Genomic DNA, 22,084 nt, shown 5'->3' with positions numbered 1-22,084 from the left:
AGCATGCGGGCGCTCTCCCGTCAGCCCCCGGGCGCGTCTCCGCGCCGCACAGGGGCTCTCGTCTCTCACTGTCCGCCAGGCCGTGGGCCCGGCGCCAAGTCCTATATGTCGCCGTCGACGTGCCTGCTCGCCGGTTCCGCCTCGCCGCCGCGCGTGTTGTCGCGGTCAAGGTCGAGCGGGTCGGCGGGCTCGCCGGTGTGCGCGTCGAGCGGGCCCTGCGCCAGCCTGGTCACCTCGGGGGGCACCGGCGGCGCGAAGTCAGCCACAAGACGCATTCCGGCAAGAACGTCGTCGGGTCGAACGGCAGGCGTTGCGTGCCGTACAACCATGCGAAGTATGACACATGGTTGACTGGACGCCTGACCTGCGGTTGTCTCAGTTCCCTCAAATACCGTGAGACTCAGCACCGCCTCACGCGCGTCGAAGCGGCGCATCCCCTTCTTCGTGAGCCGCTCGACCTCGACGTGGTCGGCGGCGAGGAACCTCTCGACCGCCGTCCCGGCGACGGCCGGATCGGCTCCCGGCAGCCGCAGTTCCCACGCCGAGCACTCCAGGCGGTCGGCCAGACTCCCCGCCCCCGCCTCGACGACGTCGACGACGTCGAGGCCGGCCGGCAGCGAGGCGTCCAGCGCGGCCCGGACCTGCTCCGGATCGCACTCACGCGTCACGCTGATCTCGAGGTACTCGGCCTCGCTGGCCACTCCGGTGGGGGCGGCCGCCCCCACATAGGAGATCTTCGGGTGCGGCGAGAAACCCGCGCTGAAGGCCACCGGGACATCCGCTCGCCGCAGCGCGCGTTCCACGGCTCGGGAGATGTCGCGGTGGCTGGTGAAGCGCAGGCGGCCCCGCTTGGTGTAGCGCACGCGGAGACGCTGCACCGCGAGCGCGGGCGGCGGCCCGTCGGGAACGGGTTTCAGGGTGGTGTCGTCCTTCCAAGTCGTGGTGGTCGTTTCGGCCGGGCGGCGCTCACGCACCGCCCGTCTCAGACAACCGTCAGTGGCAGCAGCTTCTTCCCCGTCGGCCCGATCTGGATCTCGGTGCCCATCGTGGGGCAGACACCGCAGTCGTAGCACGGGGTCCAGCGGCAGTCTTCGACCTCGACGTCGTTGATCGCGTCCTGCCAGTCCTGCCAGAGCCACTCGCGGTCGAGGCCGGCGTCGAGGTGGTCCCAGGGCAGGACCTCGTTCTCCTCACGCTCGCGGGTGGTGTACCAGTCGACGTCGACGCCCGCCTTCTCGGCGGCGTCCATCCAGCGCTGGTAGGAGAAGTGCTCACTCCAGCCGTCGAACCGGCCGCCGTCCTCCCACACCGCGCGGATGACCGCGCCGACCCGGCGGTCGCCCCGGGAGAGCAGGCCCTCCACGATCGAAGGCTTGCCGTCGTGATAGCGCAGGCCGATGGCGCGGCCGTACTCCTTGTCACCGCGCAGGGCGTCCTTCAACGCCTTGAGCCTGCGGTCGACCGTCTCGTGGTCGGCCTGGGCCGCCCACTGGAACGGGGTGTGCGGCTTGGGCACGAACCCGCCGATGGAGACCGTGCAGCGGACGTCGCGCGATCCGGTGGCCTCACGGCCCGCCTTGATGACCTTCTTGGCCAGGTCGGCGATGCCGAGGACGTCGGCGTCCTCCTCGGTGGGCAGGCCGCACATGAAGTAGAGCTTCACCTGCCGCCAGCCCTGGGTGTAGGCCGTGGTGACCGTCCGGATGAGATCCTCCTCGGTGACCATCTTGTTGATCACCTTGCGCATCCGCTCGGAGCCGCCCTCCGGGGCGAACGTCAGACCCGAGCGGCGGCCGTTGCGGGAGAACTCGTTGGCCAGGTCGATGTTGAAGGCGTCGACCCGGGTCGAGGGCAGCGACAGCGAGGTGTTGGTGCCCTCGTAACGGTCGGCCAGGCCCTTGGCGATGTCGCCGATCTCGGAGTGGTCGGCCGACGAGAGCGACAGCAGGCCGACCTCGTTGAAGCCGGACGCCTTGACGCCCGCCTCGACCATGTCGCCGACCGTGGTGATCGAGCGCTCACGGACCGGACGCGTGATCATCCCGGCCTGGCAGAAGCGGCAGCCGCGGGTGCAGCCGCGGAAGATCTCCACGCTGAACCGCTCGTGCACGGTCTCGGCCAACGGGACCAGCGGCTTCTTCGGGTAGGGCCACTCGTCCAGATCCATGACCGTGTGCTTGTGGATCCGCCACGGCACGCCCGACCGGTTGGGCGCCACCCGGCGGATACGCCCGTCGGGGTGGTAGTCGACGTCGTAGAACCTGGGCACGTAGACCCCGCCGGACTCGGCCAGCCGCATCAGCAGCTCGTCGCGACCGCCGGGCGAGCCCTCGCCTTTCCACTCGCGGATGACCTCGGTGATCGCGATGGCGATCTGCTCGCCGTCACCGAGGACGGCGGCGTCGAGGAAGTCCGCGATCGGCTCGGGGTTGAACGCCGCGTGACCGCCGGCCAGGACGATCGGGTCGTCGTCACCGCGGTCGGACGCCAACAGCGGGATGCCCGCCAGATCGAGCGCGGTCAGCATGTTGGTGTATCCGAGCTCGGTCGAGAAGGAGAGCCCGAAGACGTCGAACGCCCGCACGGGGCGATGCGCGTCGACCGTGAACTGGGGCACGCCCTCGGACCGCATGAGCGCCTCCAGATCCGGCCAGACCGCGTAGGTCCGTTCGGCCAGCGTCTCGGGCAGCTCGTTGAGGATCTCGTAGAGAATCTGGACGCCCTGGTTGGGCAGGCCCACCTCGTAGGCGTCCGGATACATCAGCGCCCAGCGGACCGTGGCCTCGTCCCAGTCCTTGACGGTCGAGTTGAGCTCACCCCCGACATACTGGATCGGCTTCTGCACCTTGGGCAGGAGCGCTTCCAGACGGGGAAACAGCGACTCGACAGACATGCTGTCAAGAATATCCGGCTAGAACGGGTGCCACAGTCGGTCGTCGCCCGCTCGCAGCGAGTCGAGCCGGTGCCGCAGCTCCTCGCGGGCCGCGCGGTCGCGGTGCGCGTTGCGCAGCACGGTGGTGAGCGTCTGCAGCTCACGCATGTCGCGCAGCACCGGGTAGCCCGCCCACGCCGTGGCGTCGTAGCCGTACGCCTCGACGAAGTTGGCCCGCTGGCGCTCGGTGAGCCCGAACCTGACCCCCTGCAGTGTCGGAATCAGGTCGATCTCCCTCGGCCCGGCGCAGACCCCGTCCCAGTCGCACAGCACGAAGCCGCCGAGGGTGCGGATCATGTTGCCGCGGTGGGCGTCGCCGTGGATGAGCCCGTACGGCAGGGCGAACTCCAGCCGCTCGTAGTACGTCTCGGCCAGCGCCTCGCAGCGGCCGAGCAGCCAGGCGCGGTCATCGCCGTCCAGCACGACGCTCGCGTCGATCGCCCGTCGCACCGTGCCGAACGGGTCGTGGGTGGGCAGCTCGAACGGCACCGGCGGCAGGTCGTGCAGCCTGCGCAGCAGCGGCCCGAGCTGCGCCGGGTCCGGCGGCGGCCCGATGTGCTCCTCGTGCCGCCAGAACGTCGCCAGGAACCCCTCCGCGGCGACCGGCTGCTTGACGGGCAGCGGCCGGATCGCGGGAAAACCCTGCTCCGCCAGCCACTGGGTGACGCGGACCGAGATCACCAGGCGGTCGTACCTGCCGGGGGTGGTCGCCTCCGCCAGCCGCACCACCGCCCGTTCGGCCGGCAGGTGGTAGACGGTGTTGGCGAAGCTGCGCAGCAGCGTGGCACCGGTGGCGTCGAGACCGGCCCGCCGGCACGCGTCACCGAGCGCCGCACCCGCCCGGACGAGAAGCGAACCCTCCGCCTCGGCCGCGATCGTCATCGTCCGCTCCTTTTCACGACGGAAGCCGTCATCGTTCACTCCTGTCCGAGACATCGGAAATCGCGTGCCGGGCCTGCTGTGGCAGGCCCACCGCGCAGAAACTCTCGATCCGCCGCGCCATCTGCTCGGCCCCCGGCCGGCCGGCGAGCAGGGCACGACCCGTGCCGAGGGTCGTTCCCAGGCTGCTGATCCGCCGGTCGGGCGGGAGCGCGAGGATCGGCGCCACCGCCTCCTCGGCGCCCGAGGTGTCGCCCTCCATCAGGTGGGCGATCGTCAGGTGGGCACTGGCCATCGACTCGCACCCGTAGGAACGGTTCTCCGGCTCCCCCGAGGTGTACAGGCCGAGCGACTCACGCGCCGCCTCGATGGCCGACGCGGAGTCACCCAGGTGCAGGTGGGTGACCGCCGCGTAGTAGCGCTCCTTGGCGGGACGGAACGCGAACTCCCCGGCGATCTCGTCGTGCAGCTCGTCGGTCGCGGCCGAGCGCGCGTCGGCCGCCCACAGCAGCGCCTCGGACGCCTCCCTGTGCCGCCCGAGCAGCGCGTACGAACGTGCCCTGAGCATGTGCAGGCGGGTGGCGCCCGACCCCTCGCGCACGCAGGTCAGGCCCTCCTCGGCGTAACGCGCCGCGTCACCGTGGCGGCGGTCCCACAGCGCCACCGACGCCTGCATGCCGCGTGCCCACCCCATCAGCGCCGGGTGCCCGGCGATCTTGCCGTACGTCCACGCGGCCCGCGCGAGCGTGTCGGCGGGGACACGGCGGTCCATGTCCATGCTGACATTGGCCATCAGCCCGCACAGGGCTCCGCTGAGGAAGTACAGCTCCCGCGCCTGACCGGGGTGGACACGCTTGTCCAGTGCCCTGCGGGTGCGTTCCTGCAGCTCGCGCATCTCCACGAACAACGGCAGCGGCGCCTCGGAGACATAGCGCCGGCCGACCCAGATCACCTGGGTGCGCAGCCGCTCCAGCGCACCCGTGCCCAGCTCGCTGGCCTCCGCCTGCTCGGCGTGCGCGCCCGCCTCGTCGGCCGCGACCATGATCAGGTCAAGGGCGGGAGGCGCGGACGGCACCACACGCAGCTCCTCGGGGGTGTAGTCGTTGGCGAAACCGAGCTGCACCGGACCGGTCTGGAAGAGCCGGCACAGCAGGTCCGTGTAGTCGCGGTCGGGCCGCGCTCCCGCCTCCCACTCCCGCCAGGAGCGCTCGCTCAGGCCGCGCCGCCTGACGCCCTCGCGATCGCACATGGCGTGGAAGCGCTCGATGGCCTCCTCCACCGTCCACCCGTGCGCGAGCCGGTAGCACTTGAAGCGGGTCTGCCGGGGGCAGCAGGCGTGGATCTCGTCCACCATCTGCTGGATGACAGCCACGGACGGCGGGCCCGGGAGGGCGGCCAGAGTGCGGTTGCGGATGATCGTCGCACAGGCGAGCGTCGCGCGGTCTCCCCCGCGTGAGATCTGGGTCATCTGCTCTCCGGAACGCCGGTGGCCGGGGACCCCGTCACGTTAGTGCGCCACCCCGGGGCGGGGGGAGGTGAGAACCCGCCGCCGGGCCCGAAGCGGGACGGCCTCATGAACGGCCACCGCCGAAGGGCACCACCGTTCCGCCGTTGCGGAGCTGCGCTTGGAAGAGCTGCCCGCACAGGCTGCTCGGCGTCTTGGCGAACCACACCACCGGTGGGCTGCCCGCCGACACCGCCGCCCACCGGCCCTTGCTGAACACGATCCGGTAGTCGGGGAACGCGGTCCGCAGCAGTTCGAGCGCGCGTTGCCTCTCGGCGAGCTCAGAGATCACGGTTCCTCCGTCATCGCGAGTTCCGGCTTCGTTCCCAGAGTGTTCGCTCCGCGGGCACGACGCCAGTGAGAATCCGGGCCCGTGACATGCGGACCGCTCTCATGTCGCCACCCGCGTCCCACACCGCCGCTCAGAAGTGCTCTTCGCGCATGTGGACGGCCTGCAGCAGTCCAATGGCGATCATGTGGGCGAACGTGGCCGTGCCCCCGTAGGAGACGAACGGCAGCGGAAGGCCGGTGATCGGCATGATCCCGATCGTCATCCCGATGTTGACGAACGTCTGGAAGGCCAGCCAGCACACGATGACCCCGGCCACCAGCGTGCCGAACCGGTCACCGCACTCACGGGCGATCCGCACCCCCCGCACCAGGACCGTGCCGAGCAGGGCCACCACGGTGACCGAGCCCAGGAAACCGAACTCCTCCCCCACGACCGTGAAGATGAAGTCGGTGTGCTGTTCGGGCACGAACCGGCCGGTGGTCTGGCCGCCCTCGAACAGTCCCTTGCCGAACACCTGTCCCGACCCGATCGCGATCAGCGACTGGGTGCTGTTGTAACCGACGCCGCGCGGGTCGCTCGCCGGGTTCAGGAAGGCGGTGAACCGGGCGATCTGGTACGGCTCCAGCACGTCCATGAACCACACCGTCACCGCGCCGCCGACCACGGCGAGGAAGAGGCCGGCGATCCAGCGTTTGCGGACCCCGGCGATGACGATCGCCCCGGCCGTGATCACTCCGATGACCATCGTGGTGCCCAGGTCGGGCTGGAGCATCACCAGCCCCATGGTGACGGCGGATATCACCAGCGCGATCCCGACGTCGGCACCGCGCGGCCGGTCGGTGCCCTCGGCGGGCTTGGCCAGCAGCATCGCGAGCATCAGCACCAGGCCGACCTTGGCGAACTCCGACGGCTGGAGGCCGAAGCCGCCGCCCAGCATGATCCACGAGTGGGCGCCGTTCACCGTCGTACCGAGCGGCGTGATCACCAGGAGCAGGCCGACCAGGGTGAGGCCGTACACCACGGGCGCGTACGCCCGCAACGCCCGATGGTTCACCATCGCCACGACCCCGCCCAGCATGGATCCGATCATGAGAAGGAGGATGTGCTTCTTGACCAGCCCGGTCGAGCCGGCCGCCCACGTCCGCGTCGACGACCACACCAGCAGGGTGCCGATCACGGCCAGCGCGGCCACCGCGACCAGCATGACGCCGTCCATCCGGCCGACCGCCGACAGCACCGTCACCGCCCTGCCCGCGGACGACGTCTTCGGTGGCACGGCCGCCACCCGGCTCATGACGTTCTCCCGCGGCCCCGCGAAGACGCGCCCGCGGCCCTACGGCACACCGTCGTCATCGGGCCACCGTCCCGTCCCGCTCGATCATCGGAGGTTCGGCGGCCGGGCGTCCGCCGGGTAGGAGGGGGGCGGTCCGTTTCCCGTCGGGTGCGAAGCCGAAGATGGCCTCGTAGATCTTCCGCACCGCGGGAGCCGCGGTCTGACCGCCCATCCCGCCCTGGGACACCATGGCCACGATCACGAACCGCGGCTTGTCCGTCGGGGCGAACGAGGCGAACCACGAGGTGTCGGCCTTGCCGTAGACCTCGGCGGTCCCGGTCTTGCCGCCGATCTTGACCTCGTCCATGGGGAACCCGGAGAACGCACCCGCCGCGGTGCCGTCGGAGGCCACCTCGCTCAACGCCCCCTTGATGTAGGCCCGCTCACCGGCCGACAGCGGCAGCCTGCCCACCACCGGTACCTCGATCTCCTTGACCTTGGTGCCGTCGGGACGCACCAGTGCCCACCCCACCCGGGGGCTGCGCAGCCTGCCGTCACCGACCAGCGCGGCGTAGGCCGCCGCCAGCTGCAACGGCGTCACCAGCACGTCCCCCTGCCCGATGGAGAAGTTGGCCGCGTCACCCGGCCGCCACTGGTAGCCCTCCAGGCAGTTCTCGTACGCCAGCCGCTTGAGGAAGGCGGCCCTGCTCGGGCTGCTCCTGGCCGCCTCGGGATAGCCCGTCCTGGCCCGCCTGCAGTTCTCGTCCTTGGTGACCGACCACAACTGTTTCTTCCAGGCGCGGTCGGGGATCCGCCCGGGAGACTCGCCCGGCAGGTCGATGCCCGTCGGCCTGCCGAACCCGAAGGCCCGCGCCATGGCCGCCATCGGTTCCTTCGTCCTCCCCTTGGGGTGCAACCCGCCATCGCGCAACCACTGCTCGTAGGCCGCCCGATAGAAGATCGTGTCGCAGGACTTCACCAGCGCCGTGTGCAGGGTGAGCGTGCCCAGCCCGATGCCGCGGAAGTTGTTGAACGGCCGGTCGCCCACCATGAACGACCCCGGGCAGGAGTACTTGCCGTGCAACGGGTACCCGTCGCGCAGCATCGCCGCCACCGACGACACCTTGAAGGTCGAGCCGGGTGCGAACTCCCCCTTGATGGCCCGCGACACCAGCGGCCTGCCCGCCTTGTCGGACAGCAGACGCTGGTACTGCGTCTCGGAGATCCCCCCGGTCCAGACCGCCGGGTCATACGTCGGCGCGCTGGCCAGCGCGATGACCCGGCTGGTCCTCGCGTCCAGCACCACCGCCGCCGCGCCGTCGGCCCTGGGAGCGCTCTTCATGGCCTCGGCCAGCGCCTTCTCCGCCGCGGCCTGCACCTTGGCGTCGATGCTGGTGATGAGCGTGTCACCGGGAACCGGGGGCACCTGCCGCTCCACCCCGATGACCTTGCCGAGCCGGTCGACCTGCACCCGCCGCATCCCCGGTGTCCCGCGCAGCGGCACGTCGTACACCGACTCCAGGCCGTCCCGGCCGACCAGGTCCACCCCGGAGAACGCCGCCCGGAGGCCGTCGCGCCGCTCCAGCTCCTCCTGCGTGATCGGTTGCAGGTAACCCAGCGCCTGCGCGCCCGCGCTGTCGCCCGGATACTCCCGTACGGCCTGGACCTCGGCCGTCACCCCGGGGAACTCCTCCTGGCGCTCCAGGATCTGCAGGGCCTCACGGGTGGTGACGTCGTCGTCGATCGGGATCGGCTGGTAGGGCGAACCGGGCCAGCACGGCCGGGCCACACCCGGCCCGCATGCCCTGATCCGCTCGCGCAACTCGGCGGTACGGCGGCCGAGCACCTTGGCCAGCCGGTCGAGCACCGTCCTGCCGTTGCCCTCCATCCGGTTCAGGCGCGTACGGTCGACCGAGACGACCAACGTGGTCCGGTTGCGCACCAGCGGACGCCCGGCGGAGTCGAGGATCTGCCCGCGCACCGCCGGAACGACCACATCGCGGGTTCGCGTCTCGGTCGCGGCCGCCACGTACTCCGCGCCGCGCACCACCTGCACCTGCCAGAGCCGCGCGGCGAGCAGCGTCATCAACGACACGACCAGCACCTGCAGCACGACCAGTCGCCCCCGCATCCGGATCATGCCCGTTCCTCCTCACGCGTCACGCCCGCCCCCTGACCGCCACGCCCGCGGAGCCCCCACCCACGTCCCGCGGCCCAGCCGCCCCACCCGGTGAGACAGCCGCCGCCCACCGGGCGAACCCCTCACCACACGCCCGGCACCCCCCTCACCGGGCCCGGTGTTCTCCACCAGGCACCCGGCGGTCTCCTCACCGGGCGCCTGATGGTTTCCTCACCATGCACCCCACTCCACACGACCCCGCGCCGGATAGCGCGACGACCGGTGGACCGACCACGTCGTCTCCGGCCCCCGGACGACCCTGCGCGCCGCCCACACCACGGGCGGTGCGGCCAGCAGGTTGTAGAACACCGCCTGCGGCAACACCGTGGTGAGCGTGGCCAGGTCGACCCGTACATCGTTGAGCAGGGCACCGGCCGCCACCGCGATCACCGGGCCCGCGGCCGCGCACCCCAACGCCGCGACCGGCCCGGCCCCCGGATACTTCTCGACCGCCCGCCCTGCGATGAAACCGACGAGACACAGCAGGAACGCGTTCTGCCCGAGCAGGTGGGCCACCGGCGGCAGCACGTCACTGACGAGCCCCACGGTGAACCCCATGACGGCCCCCGCCGTGGCGCCCCGGGCCAGCGCGTAACCCACCACCGCGAGCAGGACCAGATCCGGCACGGCCTCCCCGGGTAACGGCAGCAGGTTGACGACCGTCACCTGGACGACCATGACGATCAGGAGCATCGCCACGAACAGCACGCCCCGTACCATCCGTCAGGTCCCCTCTCGCGCCACGGAGGGTTTCTTCGGCTCTCGCGGCTCCGGGGGGATCACCGGGCCGCGCGGCTCACGCCGGGGTGCCCGCATCACCACACCGACCACGTCGAGCGCGGTGAGGTCGGCGTACGGCCGTGCGTAGGCGATACGGGTCAGCTCCCCCGGTGTGGCCTCCACCCGCTCGATCACCCCGATCGGCACCCCCGCCACGTACGGAACCCCACGCTGGGAGCCGAAGCTCACGATCCGGTGGCCGGGGGTGATCGGCGCGGTCGAGTCGAGCAACCGGAAACGGATCAGGCGACCGTTCTCCCCCACGCCGTGCACCACGCCGATCTCGTTGCTGCTCTCCAGCCGGGCTCCGGCGGCCGAGGCGGGGTCGCTGAGCAGGAGCACGGTCGAGGTCTCCGAACCCGCCTGGATCACCCGGCCGACCAGCCCGTCGGCGTTCAGCACGGTCATCTCCGGACGCACCCCGTCGGCACGGCCCACGTCGAGCTCGACGGCCTCCTCGAATCCGAGCGTGCCCCGCCGGGCGATCACCTGGGCGGTCACGACCGTGTATCCACCGGCTCCCGCCGTACCCAGCAGTCTGCGCAGTTCCTCCGAGCGCCTGCGATCGAGGTTCCGCGCCGCCAGGTCACGCTTGAGCCGCTGGTTCTCGGCACGCAACTCCTCGACCCGCCGCCGGGCGGCGGGTGCTCCGGCCATCGTCTCGAAGAACTCGCCGACCGGCCGGGCGATCCCGGCTCCCGCGTTCTCCACAGCCCCGAACAGCTCGCTGCCGACTCCCCGGAGCGGGCCCAGCGGGGAGCCGGCCCCGGCACGATGATCGACGGTCACCAGGATCAACGCGGCTGCGAGCAGCAACCCCAGGTTGATCCGTGACCGGCGGGTGTCCTTCATCAGTGACGTGGTTCGGGGACGAGAACCTGCTGGAGAGCGTCGAAGTCCTCGACGCACTTGCCCGAGCCGAGCGCGACGGAGTCGAGCGCGTTGTCGACGAGATGGATGGGCATGCCCGTCTCGTCCTTGAGCCGCTCGTCCATCCCCTTCAGCAGCGCTCCGCCACCGGTGAGCGCGATCCCCCGGTCCATCAGGTCTCCGGACAGCTCGGGCGGGCACTTGTCGAGTGTGGTCTTGACCGCGTCGACGATCGCGTTCAGCGGCTCCTCGATGGCCTTGCGGATCTCTCCGGCGGACACGACGACCGTCTTCGGCAGCCCGCTGACCAGGTCGCGACCCCGGATCTCGGCGTGACTCTCCTCGGGCAGCAGGCAGGCGGAACCGATCGCCATCTTGACCTCCTCGGCGGTCCGTTCGCCGAGCATGAGGGAGTACTCCTTCTTGGCGAAGGTGATGATCGCGTGGTCGAGCTCGTCGCCGCCCACCCTGATCGACTGGCTGGTGACCACGCCGCCCATCGAGATGATCGCGACCTCGGTGGTGCCACCGCCGACGTCGACCACCATGTTGCCGGTCGGCTCGTGCACGGGCAGACCGGCACCGATCGCGGCGGCCATCGGCTCCTCGATGATGTAGACCCGGCGGGCTCCCGCCTGGTAGCCGGCCTCCTTGACCGCGCGCTGCTCGACCCCGGTGATCCCGCTCGGCACCGCGATGATGATGCGCGGCTTGGCGAAGTGACGACGTCTGTGCACCCGCTGGATGAAATAGCGCAGCATGCGCTCGGTCACGTCGAAGTCGGCGATCACACCGTCCTTGAGCGGCCGGATGGCCACGATGTTGCCGGGCGTGCGACCGATCATCCGTTTGGCCTCGATGCCCACGGCCACGATCTTCCCCGTCGTGGTGTTGATCGCAACGACGGAAGGCTCGTTGAGCACGATGCCGCGGCCTCTCACATAGACCAGCGTGTTCGCGGTGCCGAGGTCGACTGCCATGTCACGGCCGAGAAAAGCAAGATTACCGCCCATGAGGAAGGCTGCCCCCCTTCCGTCGGGTCGTCGGCGAAAACTACGGAACGCACTCGAATCGTAACGTGGCGCACCCACCCTTAAGCGCAATGAGCAGCCCTACCCCAGCAAAATCTTGGGTCAGGCGGAACGCACCGGACCCCGCCGTCCCACAGGACGACGGGGTCCGCGAAGCCGGAATATCCGGGAGTTTAGAAGCGGTCCGGGAAGAAGATCTTGATCTCCCTGGCGGCGGACTCGGGGGAGTCGGAGCCGTGGACGACGTTCGCGCCGATCTCCAGGGCGTGGTCGCCGCGGATGGTGCCGGGAGCGGACTTCACCGGGTCGGTGAGACCGGCGAGCGCGCGGAAGGCCTCGACGGCGCGGGGGCCCTCGAGCACCAGCGCGACCAGCGGGCCGGAGGTGATGAACTCCACCAGCTCCCCGAAGAACGGCCGCTCGGAGTGCTCGGCGTAGTGCGCCTTGGCCGTCTCGACGTCCAGGGTGCGCAGCTCCAACGCCACGACCTTCAGGCCCTTGCGCTCGACGCGGGCGATGACGTCACCGATGAGACCACGCGCGACGCCGTCGGGCTTGATCAGGACAAGGGTGCGCTCGGACACTGGAGTTCTCCTTTGAACAGGGATAGGTCGCGGACTGCGGTGAACGCGCGAAGTTTACCGCCCTTCGCGAGGTTCCCCATGGTCGGCGAGGTCACGTCACGGAAGGGTGGAGCCGTTCGCCGGGTCGTCCTCCGGTGAGGGAGTGGGCGGCGGCACCACCACGGGCGGGACCGCGGTCTTCTCCTGGTCCGGACCGGGCTCCCGCGCGGGTTCCCCTGCCGGGTCCGGCACGGGACGCGGGCGGGTGTCCCCGCCGTCCCCGGGCGGTGTCGCCTCGGCGGCGGCACCCGGTACGACCGGTACGGCCGCATCCCTCCCGCGCACCGGATCCTTCGCCCCGGTCGCCTCACGGGTACCCGGCACGTCCGAGGTGCCCGGCAGGCCCTCGGTGCCCGTGTCCGCCGAGGTGCCGGGCAGGAGACGGGCGAAGACCGCCCCGAGCACGATGACCAGAAGCACCAGGCCACCTCCGATCAGCGCCCACAGATGCAGTGCGTCCACGAACCCGTCGACCAGGGCCTGCGGAGTCGTCGCCTCCCTCAGGCGGGGGACCTGGACACCGCTGCCCAGCAGGAAGCCCACGAGCACCGCGGGAAAGAACAACGACAGGGCGAAAAGCGCCGAGACCGCCCCGTGCAGACGCAGCGCGGCGGTGAGCGCCACCGCAGCCCCCACGGTGAGCAGCACGAACGGCAGGATCAGAATCGGCCCGCCGGGGGTCGGCAGGAACAACCGGACCGCGCACAGGCCGGCCATCACGGCCACCAGACCGCCCGCCGCGAGGCCGGGGACGGCGGCGTCACGCAACCGACCGGCCAGCACTGCGGCGACCAGACCCGCCACCCCCGCGATCACGAAAGCCGGCCACAGCCCCGACAGGCCGGGGCCGCCGAGCCCGCCGAGCTCGACATAGGTGACCTGGGCACAGGTGGGCAGGAGCACCACCCCCACCGCGGACATCGCGTACGCGGACGCGCGGCCGGCGGCTCCTCCCGGGGCGCCCAAGGTGGCCAGCCCCAGCAGGGCCAGCAGTGACACCAGTGCCGCGCGGACCACCAGGGTCGCCGACCAGTCGAACGTGCCTCCCACCGCGAGGGCGGCGACACCCGCGGCGGGCACGATCACCAGCAGGGAACGCCGCTGCTCCCCCGGAACCGGCGCCGGACCCCGGACGGGGTCCTCACCCTTCTCCAGCCAGAACACGAGATGGAGCGCGGCCAGCACGAGCGCCACACCGGTCAGCATCGGGTACGGCTGGAGGGAGACCCGCCAGGAGCTCACCTCGTCGAGCGGCCCCAGGGCGAGCGCCTGGGCGGCCACCAGGCTCACCGCCAGCGTGGCCGCCCACACCGCTCTGAGGGCCGGAGAACGCCCCCAGGCCATCATGAGGGTGGCCGGGACCAGCAGGCCCGCACCCACCCCGTGCAGCGCCCGCAGGCACCCCACCGCGAACGTGGAGGCCGCGTACCCCCCGGCGGCGTCGGCTGCCGCGATCAGGGCCAGCCCGGCGACCACGAGGAACGCGGGCCTCGTCCGGCGCACCGCCACGGCGGCGGCGGGCACGGTCAGGACCATCACGGGAAGCGCCAGACCATGGGCCCGGATCATCTCGATCTGCGAGACGCCGGGCGGCAGGAGGGCGGCCACCACGGAGATGGTGTTGGGAATGGCGACGATCGCCAGTGGCAACGCGATCGCGACGAGCAGTCCGAGGACGACGTCGGGCAGCGGGGCGGCTCGGAGAACGCGGACCAGGCCCGCGGGCCCGGCTGCCACGGCCCGGGTCGGCTGGATGGGAGGGACGGCCATGTTGGCCGACTTTAGCGAGAAGTGACGCCCTCGACACGGCGAGCGACGAATATCGCCGTGATCCACAGCGCGGCGAAGATCGATCCGAGGAAGAACATGGTCGGAACCATGAACCCCGAGGCGATGGCGAGGAGCTGGATCACGCTTCCCAAGATGTACGCCACAGGGTGCTTGAGCAGCCCGACGACCACCACGCAGAAGACCGCCAGCCCGAGGCCGACGGTGACCGCGACAGCCGGATCGATGCCCTGCGTGTTGATGGCCACCGGTGTGAACAGCCCGACGACTATCGCCTCCATGCCGAGCACGCTGGCGCACAGGCGCCGCATGCCCGGAGTCACAGTGATCATCTCTCGCCCCTCCCCCGTCGCCCGCTCCGCACCGCGCTCACCGTGCCTGCTGCACTTCTCACCGCATCGATCACCGGGGCTGTCGCCATGTCGCCCACCACATCGATCACCGGAACTGTCACCATGCCGATCGCCGGGGTTGTCACCATGCCACCGACCACACCGATCACCGGAACTGTCACCGCACCGGTCGCCACAGCTTTCCGTCGGGCCTTCACCGTGCCGCTCACCGAGCCTCTCACTGCTCCTCCTGGCGGCGGGTCGTCTCTCCACGGGCAGCACGCTTTCACCGTGCCGCTCACTGCTCCTTGTCCGCTCTGAGCAGCAACCTGGCGTCCCCCGCCGTCACCACTGATCCGGTGATCAACACACCGGTCCCGCTGAACTCCCCCATGGCGTCGGCCATGCCGATCGCCCGGTCGATGGCGTTGTCCAACCGTTCCACCTGGTGGACCCGATCCGGACCGAAGATCTCCTCAGCCAGAGCGGCGAGGTCGTCCACGTCCATGGACCTCGGCGAGGAGTTCCGGGTCACCACGATCTCGTCCATCATGGGTTCCATCAGTTCCAGGATGCTCTGGACATCCTTGTCGCCGAAGACGGCCACCACTCCGATGAGGTTGGCGAAGTCGAACGACTCCCGGACCGCTTCCAGGGTCGCCTGCACGCCCCCGGGGTTGTGCGCGGCGTCCACCAGCACTGTCGGCCCCCGCCGCACCACCTCCAGCCTGCCGGGTGAGCGCACCTGCAGGAACGCCTGGCGCACCACCTCCTCGCTGAGAGGTTCGTCCCCGGCGCCGAGCGCCTCGACCGCGGCCAGCGCACAGGCGGCATTGCTCGCCTGGTGGGCCCCGTACAGGGGGAGCATGACGTCCTCGTAGGTTGCCCTGAGCCCCTTGAGGCGGAGCATCTGGCCGCCGATGGCGAGCTCCCGGCCCAGCACGCCGAACTCCAGCCCCTCGCGCGCCACGGTGGCGCCGACCTCGCTCGCCCTGTGCAGCAGTACCGTCGCCGCAGGAAGTTCCTGCTGTGCGAACACGGCGGTCGCCCCGGGTTTGATGATGCCCGCCTTCTCTCCGGCGATCGTCTCGACATCGGGACCGAGGTAGTCGACATGGTCCAGGGAGATCGGAGTGATGACCGCCACCGCGCCGTCGGCGACGTTGGTGGCGTCGAAGCTGCCGCCCATGCCCGTCTCGACGACCGCGACGTCCACGGGGGCGTCGGCGAAGGCGGCGAACGCCATCGCGGTGAGGGTCTCGAAGAAGGAGAGCCTCCGGCCCCGGGAGTCGATCATCTGCAGGTACGGTGCGACGTCCTCGTAGACCTCGACGAAGCGCTCCTCACTGAGTGGGACGCCATCAACGCAGATGCGTTCGCGCATTGAGGCAAGGTGCGGGCTGGTGAACCGGCCGACCCGCAGGTTGCGCTCCCGCAGAAGAGACTCGATCATCCGCGTCGTGCTCGACTTACCGTTGGTGCCGGCGACGTGCACCACGGGATAGGAGCGCTGCGGAGAACCGAGCACGTCCATAAGCGCGGCGATGCGATCGAGGCTGGGATCGAAGTCCCACTCGACGCCGCGTTGCATGATCGCCTGTTCAACCGCTCGATAGTCCACGTCTTTAGCCTACTGACCTTCCCGGCGGCTCCCGGACCAGCCCGTAAGCCTGGGATGAAAGCAGATCTCCTGACGCTGGAAGCAGGCGAAACAGAGAAAGACCTGGCCGACCGTCGAATGGACGACCGCGCCAACCTTCGAGCCTCGGGATCCGGTGGCCGAGCGGACCTTCGAAGACACCGCCCGACTGTGGTCGACCCCGACGAAGCCGCAGTCGATTCCGACGAACTAGCCAGGGCTGGGTCCCTGATCCGTCCCATGACATCCGTCCCATGACAATAGAAAAGCGGACGAGCGAACCCCCCATGCCAAAGGGGCTCGCACAGACCCCGCCCCGGGCTGCCACGAAAAAGGGGGGGCCCGCAGAGCGAAAAAGGAAGGGGGCCCGCAAAGCCCCCGGCCGGCCCCCAGCAGACCCGCACCCCGCCAGGCCCGCCCCTCCCCCGGAGCCGGCACCACGCACAAAGAGGGCACCGGCCCCGCACCCGCACCCGCACAAAAAAAGGGGGGCCCGCCCCCGGACCCCCCTGACACACAAAAAAAGGGGGGCCCGCAAACCCCCCGGAACCCCATACAACCAAAAAAGAAGAGCCCCCCACCATCCCGGCCGGCCCCCCCGCACACGCACACGCACACGCACACGCGCACGAAAAAAAATGAGGGGGAGGAGCCCGTCCCCTCACGGGACGGACCCCTCCCCCTCACATAACGATTGTCCGGCGGCGACCTACTCTCCCACACCGTCCCCGGTGCAGTACCATCGGCGCTGAAGAGCTTAACTTCCGGGTTCGGAATGTAACCGGGTGTTTCCCCTTCGCCATAACCGCCGTAACCCTATGAAACACACAACCCACCGGTTGCTGCCTCAGAATTGCCTAGTGGACGCGAGCACAACAAGACTGCTTCATGGTCAAGTCCTCGGCCTATTAGTACCGGTCAGCTCCACACATTACTGCGCTTCCACCTCCGGCCTATCAACCCGGTCATCTCCCGGGAGCCTTACCCCCTCACAGGGTGGGAGACCTCATCTCAAGGCGAGCTTCCCGCTTAGATGCTTTCAGCGGTTATCCCTTCCGAACGTAGCCAACCAGCCGTGCTCCTGGCGGAACAACTGGCACACCAGAGGTTCGTCCGTCCCGGTCCTCTCGTACTAGGGACAGCTCCTTTCAAGTCTCCTGCGCGCGCAGCGGATAGGGACCGAACTGTCTCGCGACGTTCTAAACCCAGCTCGCGTACCGCTTTAATGGGCGAACAGCCCAACCCTTGGGACCTACTCCAGCCCCAGGATGCGACGAGCCGACATCGAGGTGCCAAACCATCCCGTCGATATGGACTCTTGGGGAAGATCAGCCTGTTATCCCCGGGGTACCTTTTAGCCGTTGAGCGACGGCGCTTCCACATGCCACCGCCGGATCACTAGTCCCAGCTTTCGCTCCTGCTCGACCCGTCGGTCTCACAGTCAAGCTCCCTTGTGCACTTACACTCGACACCTGATTGCCAACCAGGCTGAGGGAACCTTTGGGCGCCTCCGTTACCCTTTAGGAGGCAACCGCCCCAGTTAAACTACCCACCAGACACTGTCCCTGATCCGGATCACGGACCGAGGTTAGACGTTCAAAACGACCAGAGTGGTATTTCACCAATGACTCCACCCGAACTAGCGTCCGAGCTTCACCGTCTCCCACCTATCCTACACAAGACGCTCCAAACGCCAATGTCAAGCTGTAGTGAAGGTCCCGGGGTCTTTCCGTCCTGCTGCGCGTAACGAGCATCTTTACTCGTAGTGCAATTTCACCGGGTCTGCGGTTGAGACAGCGGGGAAGTCGTTACGCCATTCGTGCAGGTCGGAACTTACCCGACAAGGAATTTCGCTACCTTAGGATGGTTATAGTTACCACCGCCGTTTACTGGCGCTTAAGTTCTCACCGTCGCCAGGCAAGCCTGGCTAAGCGGTCCCCTTAACGTTCCAGCACCGGGCAGGCGTCAGTCCGTATACATCGTCTTACGACTTCGCACGGACCTGTGTTTTTAGTAAACAGTCGCTTCCCCCTGGCCTCTGCGACCCCCACCAGCTCCGGACGCACGGTCCATCACCAGCGAAGGCCCCCCTTCTCCCGAAGTTACGGGGGCAATTTGCCGAGTTCCTTAACCACAGTTCACCCGATCGCCTTAGTATTCTCTACCTGACCACCTGAGTCGGTTTCGGGTACGGGCCGCCGCGACACTCACTAGAGGCTTTTCTCGGCAGCATAGGATCACCCACTTCGCCACAATCGGCTCGGCATCACATCTCAGGATACGCGGACCGCGGATTTGCCTACGGTCCTCCCTACATGCTTACCCCAGGAACAACCATCGCCTGGGCTGGGCTACCTTCCTGCGTCACCCCATCGTTTACCTACTACCAGATCAGGCCAGGCGTTCAGCCTCACCCCAGACCCGAAGGTCCGAAGGGCTTAAGGACCCTTAGTATCACTGGATTCAGTATGGGCGCATCACAGCGGGTACGGGAATATCAACCCGTTGTCCATCGACTACGCCTGTCGGCCTCGCCTTAGGTCCCGACTTACCCTGGGCGGATTAGCCTGCCCCAGGAACCCTTGGTCATCCGGCGCAGAAGTTTCTCACTTCTGATTCGCTACTCATGCCTGCATTCTCACTCGCACGGCCTCCACAACTGGGTCACCCCGCTGCTTCGCCGGCCGCACGACGCTCCCCTACCCATCAGCGTCTCTCAACCACAAAGGCTCGAGTTCATACGCTAATGCCACGACTTCGGCGGTGTACTTGAGCCCCGCTACATTGTCGGCGCAGAATCACTTGACCAGTGAGCTATTACGCACTCTTTCAAGGGTGGCTGCTTCTAAGCCAACCTCCTGGTTGTCACTGCGACTCCACATCCTTTCCCACTTAGCACACGCTTAGGGGCCTTAGTCGGTGATCTGGGCTGTTTCCCTCTCGACTACGGAGCTTATCCCCCGCAGTCTCACTGCCACGCTCTCACTTACCGGCATTCGGAGTTTGGCTGACGTCAGTAACCTTGTCGGGCCCATCGGCCATCCAGTGCTCTACCTCCGGCAAGAAACACGCGACGCTGCACCTAAATGCATTTCGGGGAGAACCAGCTATCACGGAGTTTGATTGGCCTTTCACCCCTAAACACAGGTCATCCCCCAGGTTTTCAACCCTGGTGGGTTCGGTCCTCCACGCGGTCTTACCCGCGCTTCAACCTGCCCATGCCTAGATCACTCCGCTTCGGGTCTACAGCATGCGACTCAAACGCCCTCTTCAGACTCGCTTTCGCTACGGCTCCCCCACACGGGTTAACCTCGCCACACACCATAACTCGCAGGCTCATTCTTCAAAAGGCACGCAGTCACATCACAGCCCTCCGAAGAGGACTACGCTCCTACGGCTTGTAGGCACACGGTTTCAGGTACTCTTTCACGACCCCTCACCGGGGCACTTTTCACCTTTCCCTCACGGTACTCGTGCACTATCGGTCATCAGGGAGTATTTAGGCTTACCAGGTGGTCCTGGCAGATTCACACAGGATTTCTCGGGCCCCGTGCTACTTGGGATCCCCTCCAGAAGCCCCCACGATTTCGCCTACCCGGCTCTCACGGTCTACGGCAGCCCTTCCCAGAGCTTTCGACTATCACAGAGGTTTATCACTTCTCACAGTCCCGGCAGAGACCGTCGGAGAGTCCCACAACCCCGCACACGCAACGCCCGCCGGCTCTCACACGTGCACGGTTTAGCCTCTTCCGCTTTCGCTCACCACTACTCACGGAATCACTATTTGTTTTCTCTTCCTACGGGTACTGAGATGTTTCACTTCCCCGCGTTACCACCAACCGCCCTATACATTCAGGCGGAGGCAACACCACATGACTGGTGCTGGGTTTCCCCATTCGGACATCCCCGGATCACCGTCTGGTTGGCGACTCCCCGGGGCTTAACGCAGCCTCCCACGTCCTTCATCGGCTCCTGATGCCAAGGCATCCACCGTGTGCCCTAAAAAACTTGGCCACAAAGATGCTCGCGTCCACTATGCAAATCTCAAACAACAAACAGCCACCGCACCCACCCACCCCACCACGGGAGCGGACGACACAGCCCTGTACACGAGGCCAAACGAACCAGGACCCACCCACCGCATCGCCATCACGACGACCGGCCGGCACGCCCCTGAGAGTGTCCGTTCCCTCAGGACCCAACAGTGTGTCCAACCAGCCCGGCCCTCCGGCAGACCAGCGTTCCCTCTCCCCCGGAGACGAACCCCGGAAGCGGTACTAACGGCCCGGTGACCCCGGCCTGGTTGAGTAGCCAGTGCTCCACTAATGAGCGCGCCGTGTGCAGGACACGCGCCTGCAGACACGACATGAACCCGCGCCCCCACCCCAAGAGGTGGAACCACGCGAGCCGACTGCTCCTTAGAAAGGAGGTGATCCAGCCGCACCTTCCGGTACGGCTACCTTGTTACGACTTCGTCCCAATCGCCAGCCCCACCTTCGACCGCTCCCCCCAGCAAGCTGGTTGGGCCACGGGCTTCGGGTGTTGCCGACTTTCGTGACGTGACGGGCGGTGTGTACAAGGCCCGGGAACGTATTCACCGCAGCGTTGCTGATCTGCGATTACTAGCGACTCCGACTTCATGGGGTCGAGTTGCAGACCCCAATCCGAACTGAGACCGGCTTTTAGGGATTCGCTCCGCCTCACGGCATCGCAACCCTCTGTACCGGCCATTGTAGCATGTTTGCAGCCCAAGACATAAGGGGCATGATGACTTGACGTCATCCCCACCTTCCTCCGAGTTGACCCCGGCAGTCTCCCATGAGTCCCCACCACCCCCGAAGGAGCGTGCTGGCAACATGGAACAAGGGTTGCGCTCGTTGCGGGACTTAACCCAACATCTCACGACACGAGCTGACGACAGCCATGCACCACCTGTCACCCAGTCCGAAGAGGGCTCTGTCTCCAGAGCTTTCCGGGCGATGTCAAGCCTTGGTAAGGTTCTTCGCGTTGCGTCGAATTAAGCAACATGCTCCGCCGCTTGTGCGGGCCCCCGTCAATTCCTTTGAGTTTTAGCCTTGCGGCCGTACTCCCCAGGCGGGGCGCTTAATGCGTTAGCTACGGCGCGGAAACCGTGGAAGGCCCCCACACCTAGCGCCCAACGTTTACGGCGTGGACTACCAGGGTATCTAATCCTGTTCGCTCCCCACGCTTTCGCTCCTCAGCGTCAGGTAAGGCCCAGAGAACCGCCTTCGCCACCGGTGTTCCTCCTGATATCTGCGCATTTCACCGCTACACCAGGAATTCCGTTCTCCCCTGCCTACCTCTAGCCAGCCCGTATCGAATGCAGACCTGGAGTTAAGCCCCAAGCTTTCACACCCGACGCGACAAGCCACCTACGAGCTCTTTACGCCCAATAATTCCGGACAACGCTTGCGCCCTACGTATTACCGCGGCTGCTGGCACGTAGTTAGCCGGCGCTTCTTCTGCAGGTACACGTCACCTTCGTCCCTGCTGAAAGAGGTTTACAACCCGAAGGCCGTCATCCCCCACGCGGCGTCGCTGCGTCAGGCTTCCGCCCATTGCGCAATATTCCCCACTGCTGCCTCCCGTAGGAGTCTGGGCCGTGTCTCAGTCCCAGTGTGGCCGGTCGCCCTCTCAGGCCGGCTACCCGTCGTCGCCTTGGTAGGCCGTTACCCCACCAACAAGCTGATAGGCCGCGAGTCCATCCCCAACCGAAACAACTTTCCACACGCATCCCATGCAGGAACGTGTCATATCCGGTATTAGACCCAGTTTCCCGGGCTTATCCCAGAGTCAGGGGCAGGTTACTCACGTGTTACTCACCCGTTCGCCGCTCGAGTACCCCGAAGGGCCTTTCCGCTCGACTTGCATGTGTTAAGCACGCCGCCAGCGTTCGTCCTGAGCCAGGATCAAACTCTCCAAACAATGTCTTCGAGTTCTC

15 protein-coding genes and 3 rRNA genes are annotated in these 22,084 nt (G+C 67.7%); all 18 read right to left on the bottom strand.

What is annotated here, in order from left to right; all coding sequences use genetic code 11:
• Positions 1-101 precede the first annotated feature (101 nt).
• On the bottom strand, positions 102-878 hold the full coding sequence (locus F4562_RS25420; RefSeq protein WP_184544638.1) for a TIGR03936 family radical SAM-associated protein: 777 nt from the start codon (positions 876-878) through the stop codon (positions 102-104).
• A gap of 104 nt (positions 879-982) precedes the next feature.
• Positions 983-2,893, bottom strand: coding sequence for a TIGR03960 family B12-binding radical SAM protein (locus F4562_RS25415; RefSeq protein ID WP_184544203.1), 1,911 nt, complete (start codon positions 2,891-2,893; stop codon positions 983-985).
• 18 nt (positions 2,894-2,911) lie between these two features.
• A complete protein-coding gene (locus F4562_RS25410; protein WP_184544202.1) occupies positions 2,912-3,814 on the bottom strand; it encodes a phosphotransferase enzyme family protein in 903 nt (300 codons plus the stop codon).
• A gap of 28 nt (positions 3,815-3,842) precedes the next feature.
• Complete coding sequence (locus tag F4562_RS25405) at positions 3,843-5,279, bottom strand: NsdA family TPR-like regulatory protein (protein WP_184544200.1); 1,437 nt, start codon at positions 5,277-5,279, stop codon at positions 3,843-3,845.
• A 103-nt stretch (positions 5,280-5,382) separates the two neighbouring features.
• Complete coding sequence (locus tag F4562_RS25400) at positions 5,383-5,607, bottom strand: hypothetical protein (protein WP_184544198.1); 225 nt, start codon at positions 5,605-5,607, stop codon at positions 5,383-5,385.
• Between the two features lie 130 nt (positions 5,608-5,737).
• Positions 5,738-6,901 (bottom strand): rod shape-determining protein RodA, encoded by a 1,164-nt coding sequence (gene rodA / locus F4562_RS25395; RefSeq protein ID WP_184544196.1) that lies wholly within the window; start codon positions 6,899-6,901, stop codon positions 5,738-5,740.
• Between the two features lie 55 nt (positions 6,902-6,956).
• Positions 6,957-9,020, bottom strand: coding sequence for a penicillin-binding protein 2 (mrdA, locus tag F4562_RS25390; protein WP_184544194.1), 2,064 nt, complete (start codon positions 9,018-9,020; stop codon positions 6,957-6,959).
• Positions 9,021-9,230: 210 nt separating this feature from the next.
• Positions 9,231-9,779, bottom strand: coding sequence for a rod shape-determining protein MreD (gene mreD / locus F4562_RS25385; RefSeq protein WP_184544192.1), 549 nt, complete (start codon positions 9,777-9,779; stop codon positions 9,231-9,233).
• 3 nt (positions 9,780-9,782) lie between these two features.
• Positions 9,783-10,691: a rod shape-determining protein MreC gene (mreC, locus tag F4562_RS25380; protein WP_184544190.1), complete on the bottom strand. Its 909-nt coding sequence runs from the start codon at positions 10,689-10,691 to the stop codon at positions 9,783-9,785.
• Positions 10,691-11,722: a rod shape-determining protein gene (locus F4562_RS25375; protein ID WP_184544188.1), complete on the bottom strand. Its 1,032-nt coding sequence runs from the start codon at positions 11,720-11,722 to the stop codon at positions 10,691-10,693. The genes mreC and F4562_RS25375 overlap by 1 nt, the downstream gene beginning before the upstream one ends.
• 191 nt (positions 11,723-11,913) lie before the next feature.
• Positions 11,914-12,324: a nucleoside-diphosphate kinase gene (gene ndk, locus F4562_RS25370; protein ID WP_184544186.1), complete on the bottom strand. Its 411-nt coding sequence runs from the start codon at positions 12,322-12,324 to the stop codon at positions 11,914-11,916.
• A gap of 96 nt (positions 12,325-12,420) precedes the next feature.
• Positions 12,421-14,133: a hypothetical protein gene (locus F4562_RS25365; protein WP_184544184.1), complete on the bottom strand. Its 1,713-nt coding sequence runs from the start codon at positions 14,131-14,133 to the stop codon at positions 12,421-12,423.
• 11 nt (positions 14,134-14,144) lie between these two features.
• A complete protein-coding gene (locus tag F4562_RS25360; RefSeq protein WP_184544182.1) occupies positions 14,145-14,483 on the bottom strand; it encodes a DUF4233 domain-containing protein in 339 nt (112 codons plus the stop codon).
• Positions 14,480-14,713: a hypothetical protein gene (locus F4562_RS25355; RefSeq protein WP_184544180.1), complete on the bottom strand. Its 234-nt coding sequence runs from the start codon at positions 14,711-14,713 to the stop codon at positions 14,480-14,482. Before F4562_RS25355 ends, F4562_RS25360 begins: the two co-directional genes overlap by 4 nt.
• Positions 14,714-14,781: 68 nt before the next feature.
• Positions 14,782-16,074, bottom strand: coding sequence for a bifunctional folylpolyglutamate synthase/dihydrofolate synthase (locus tag F4562_RS25350; RefSeq protein WP_184544636.1), 1,293 nt, complete (start codon positions 16,072-16,074; stop codon positions 14,782-14,784).
• Between the two features lie 744 nt (positions 16,075-16,818).
• Positions 16,819-16,935, bottom strand: a 5S ribosomal RNA gene (gene rrf / locus F4562_RS25345).
• Between the two features lie 75 nt (positions 16,936-17,010).
• Positions 17,011-20,136: ribosomal RNA gene (locus F4562_RS25340) — 23S ribosomal RNA — on the bottom strand.
• 408 nt (positions 20,137-20,544) lie between these two features.
• Positions 20,545-22,068: ribosomal RNA gene (locus F4562_RS25335) — 16S ribosomal RNA — on the bottom strand.
• The 16S, 23S and 5S rRNA genes sit together here, the layout of an rRNA operon.
• Positions 22,069-22,084: the final 16 nt, after the last annotated feature.

The sequence above is a fragment of the Streptosporangium becharense genome, assembly GCF_014204985.1.
Lineage (GTDB): Bacteria > Actinomycetota > Actinomycetes > Streptosporangiales > Streptosporangiaceae > Streptosporangium > Streptosporangium becharense.
Note: the sequence above shows the minus strand (reverse complement) of the source record. Positions and strands in the feature narration are given on the sequence as shown.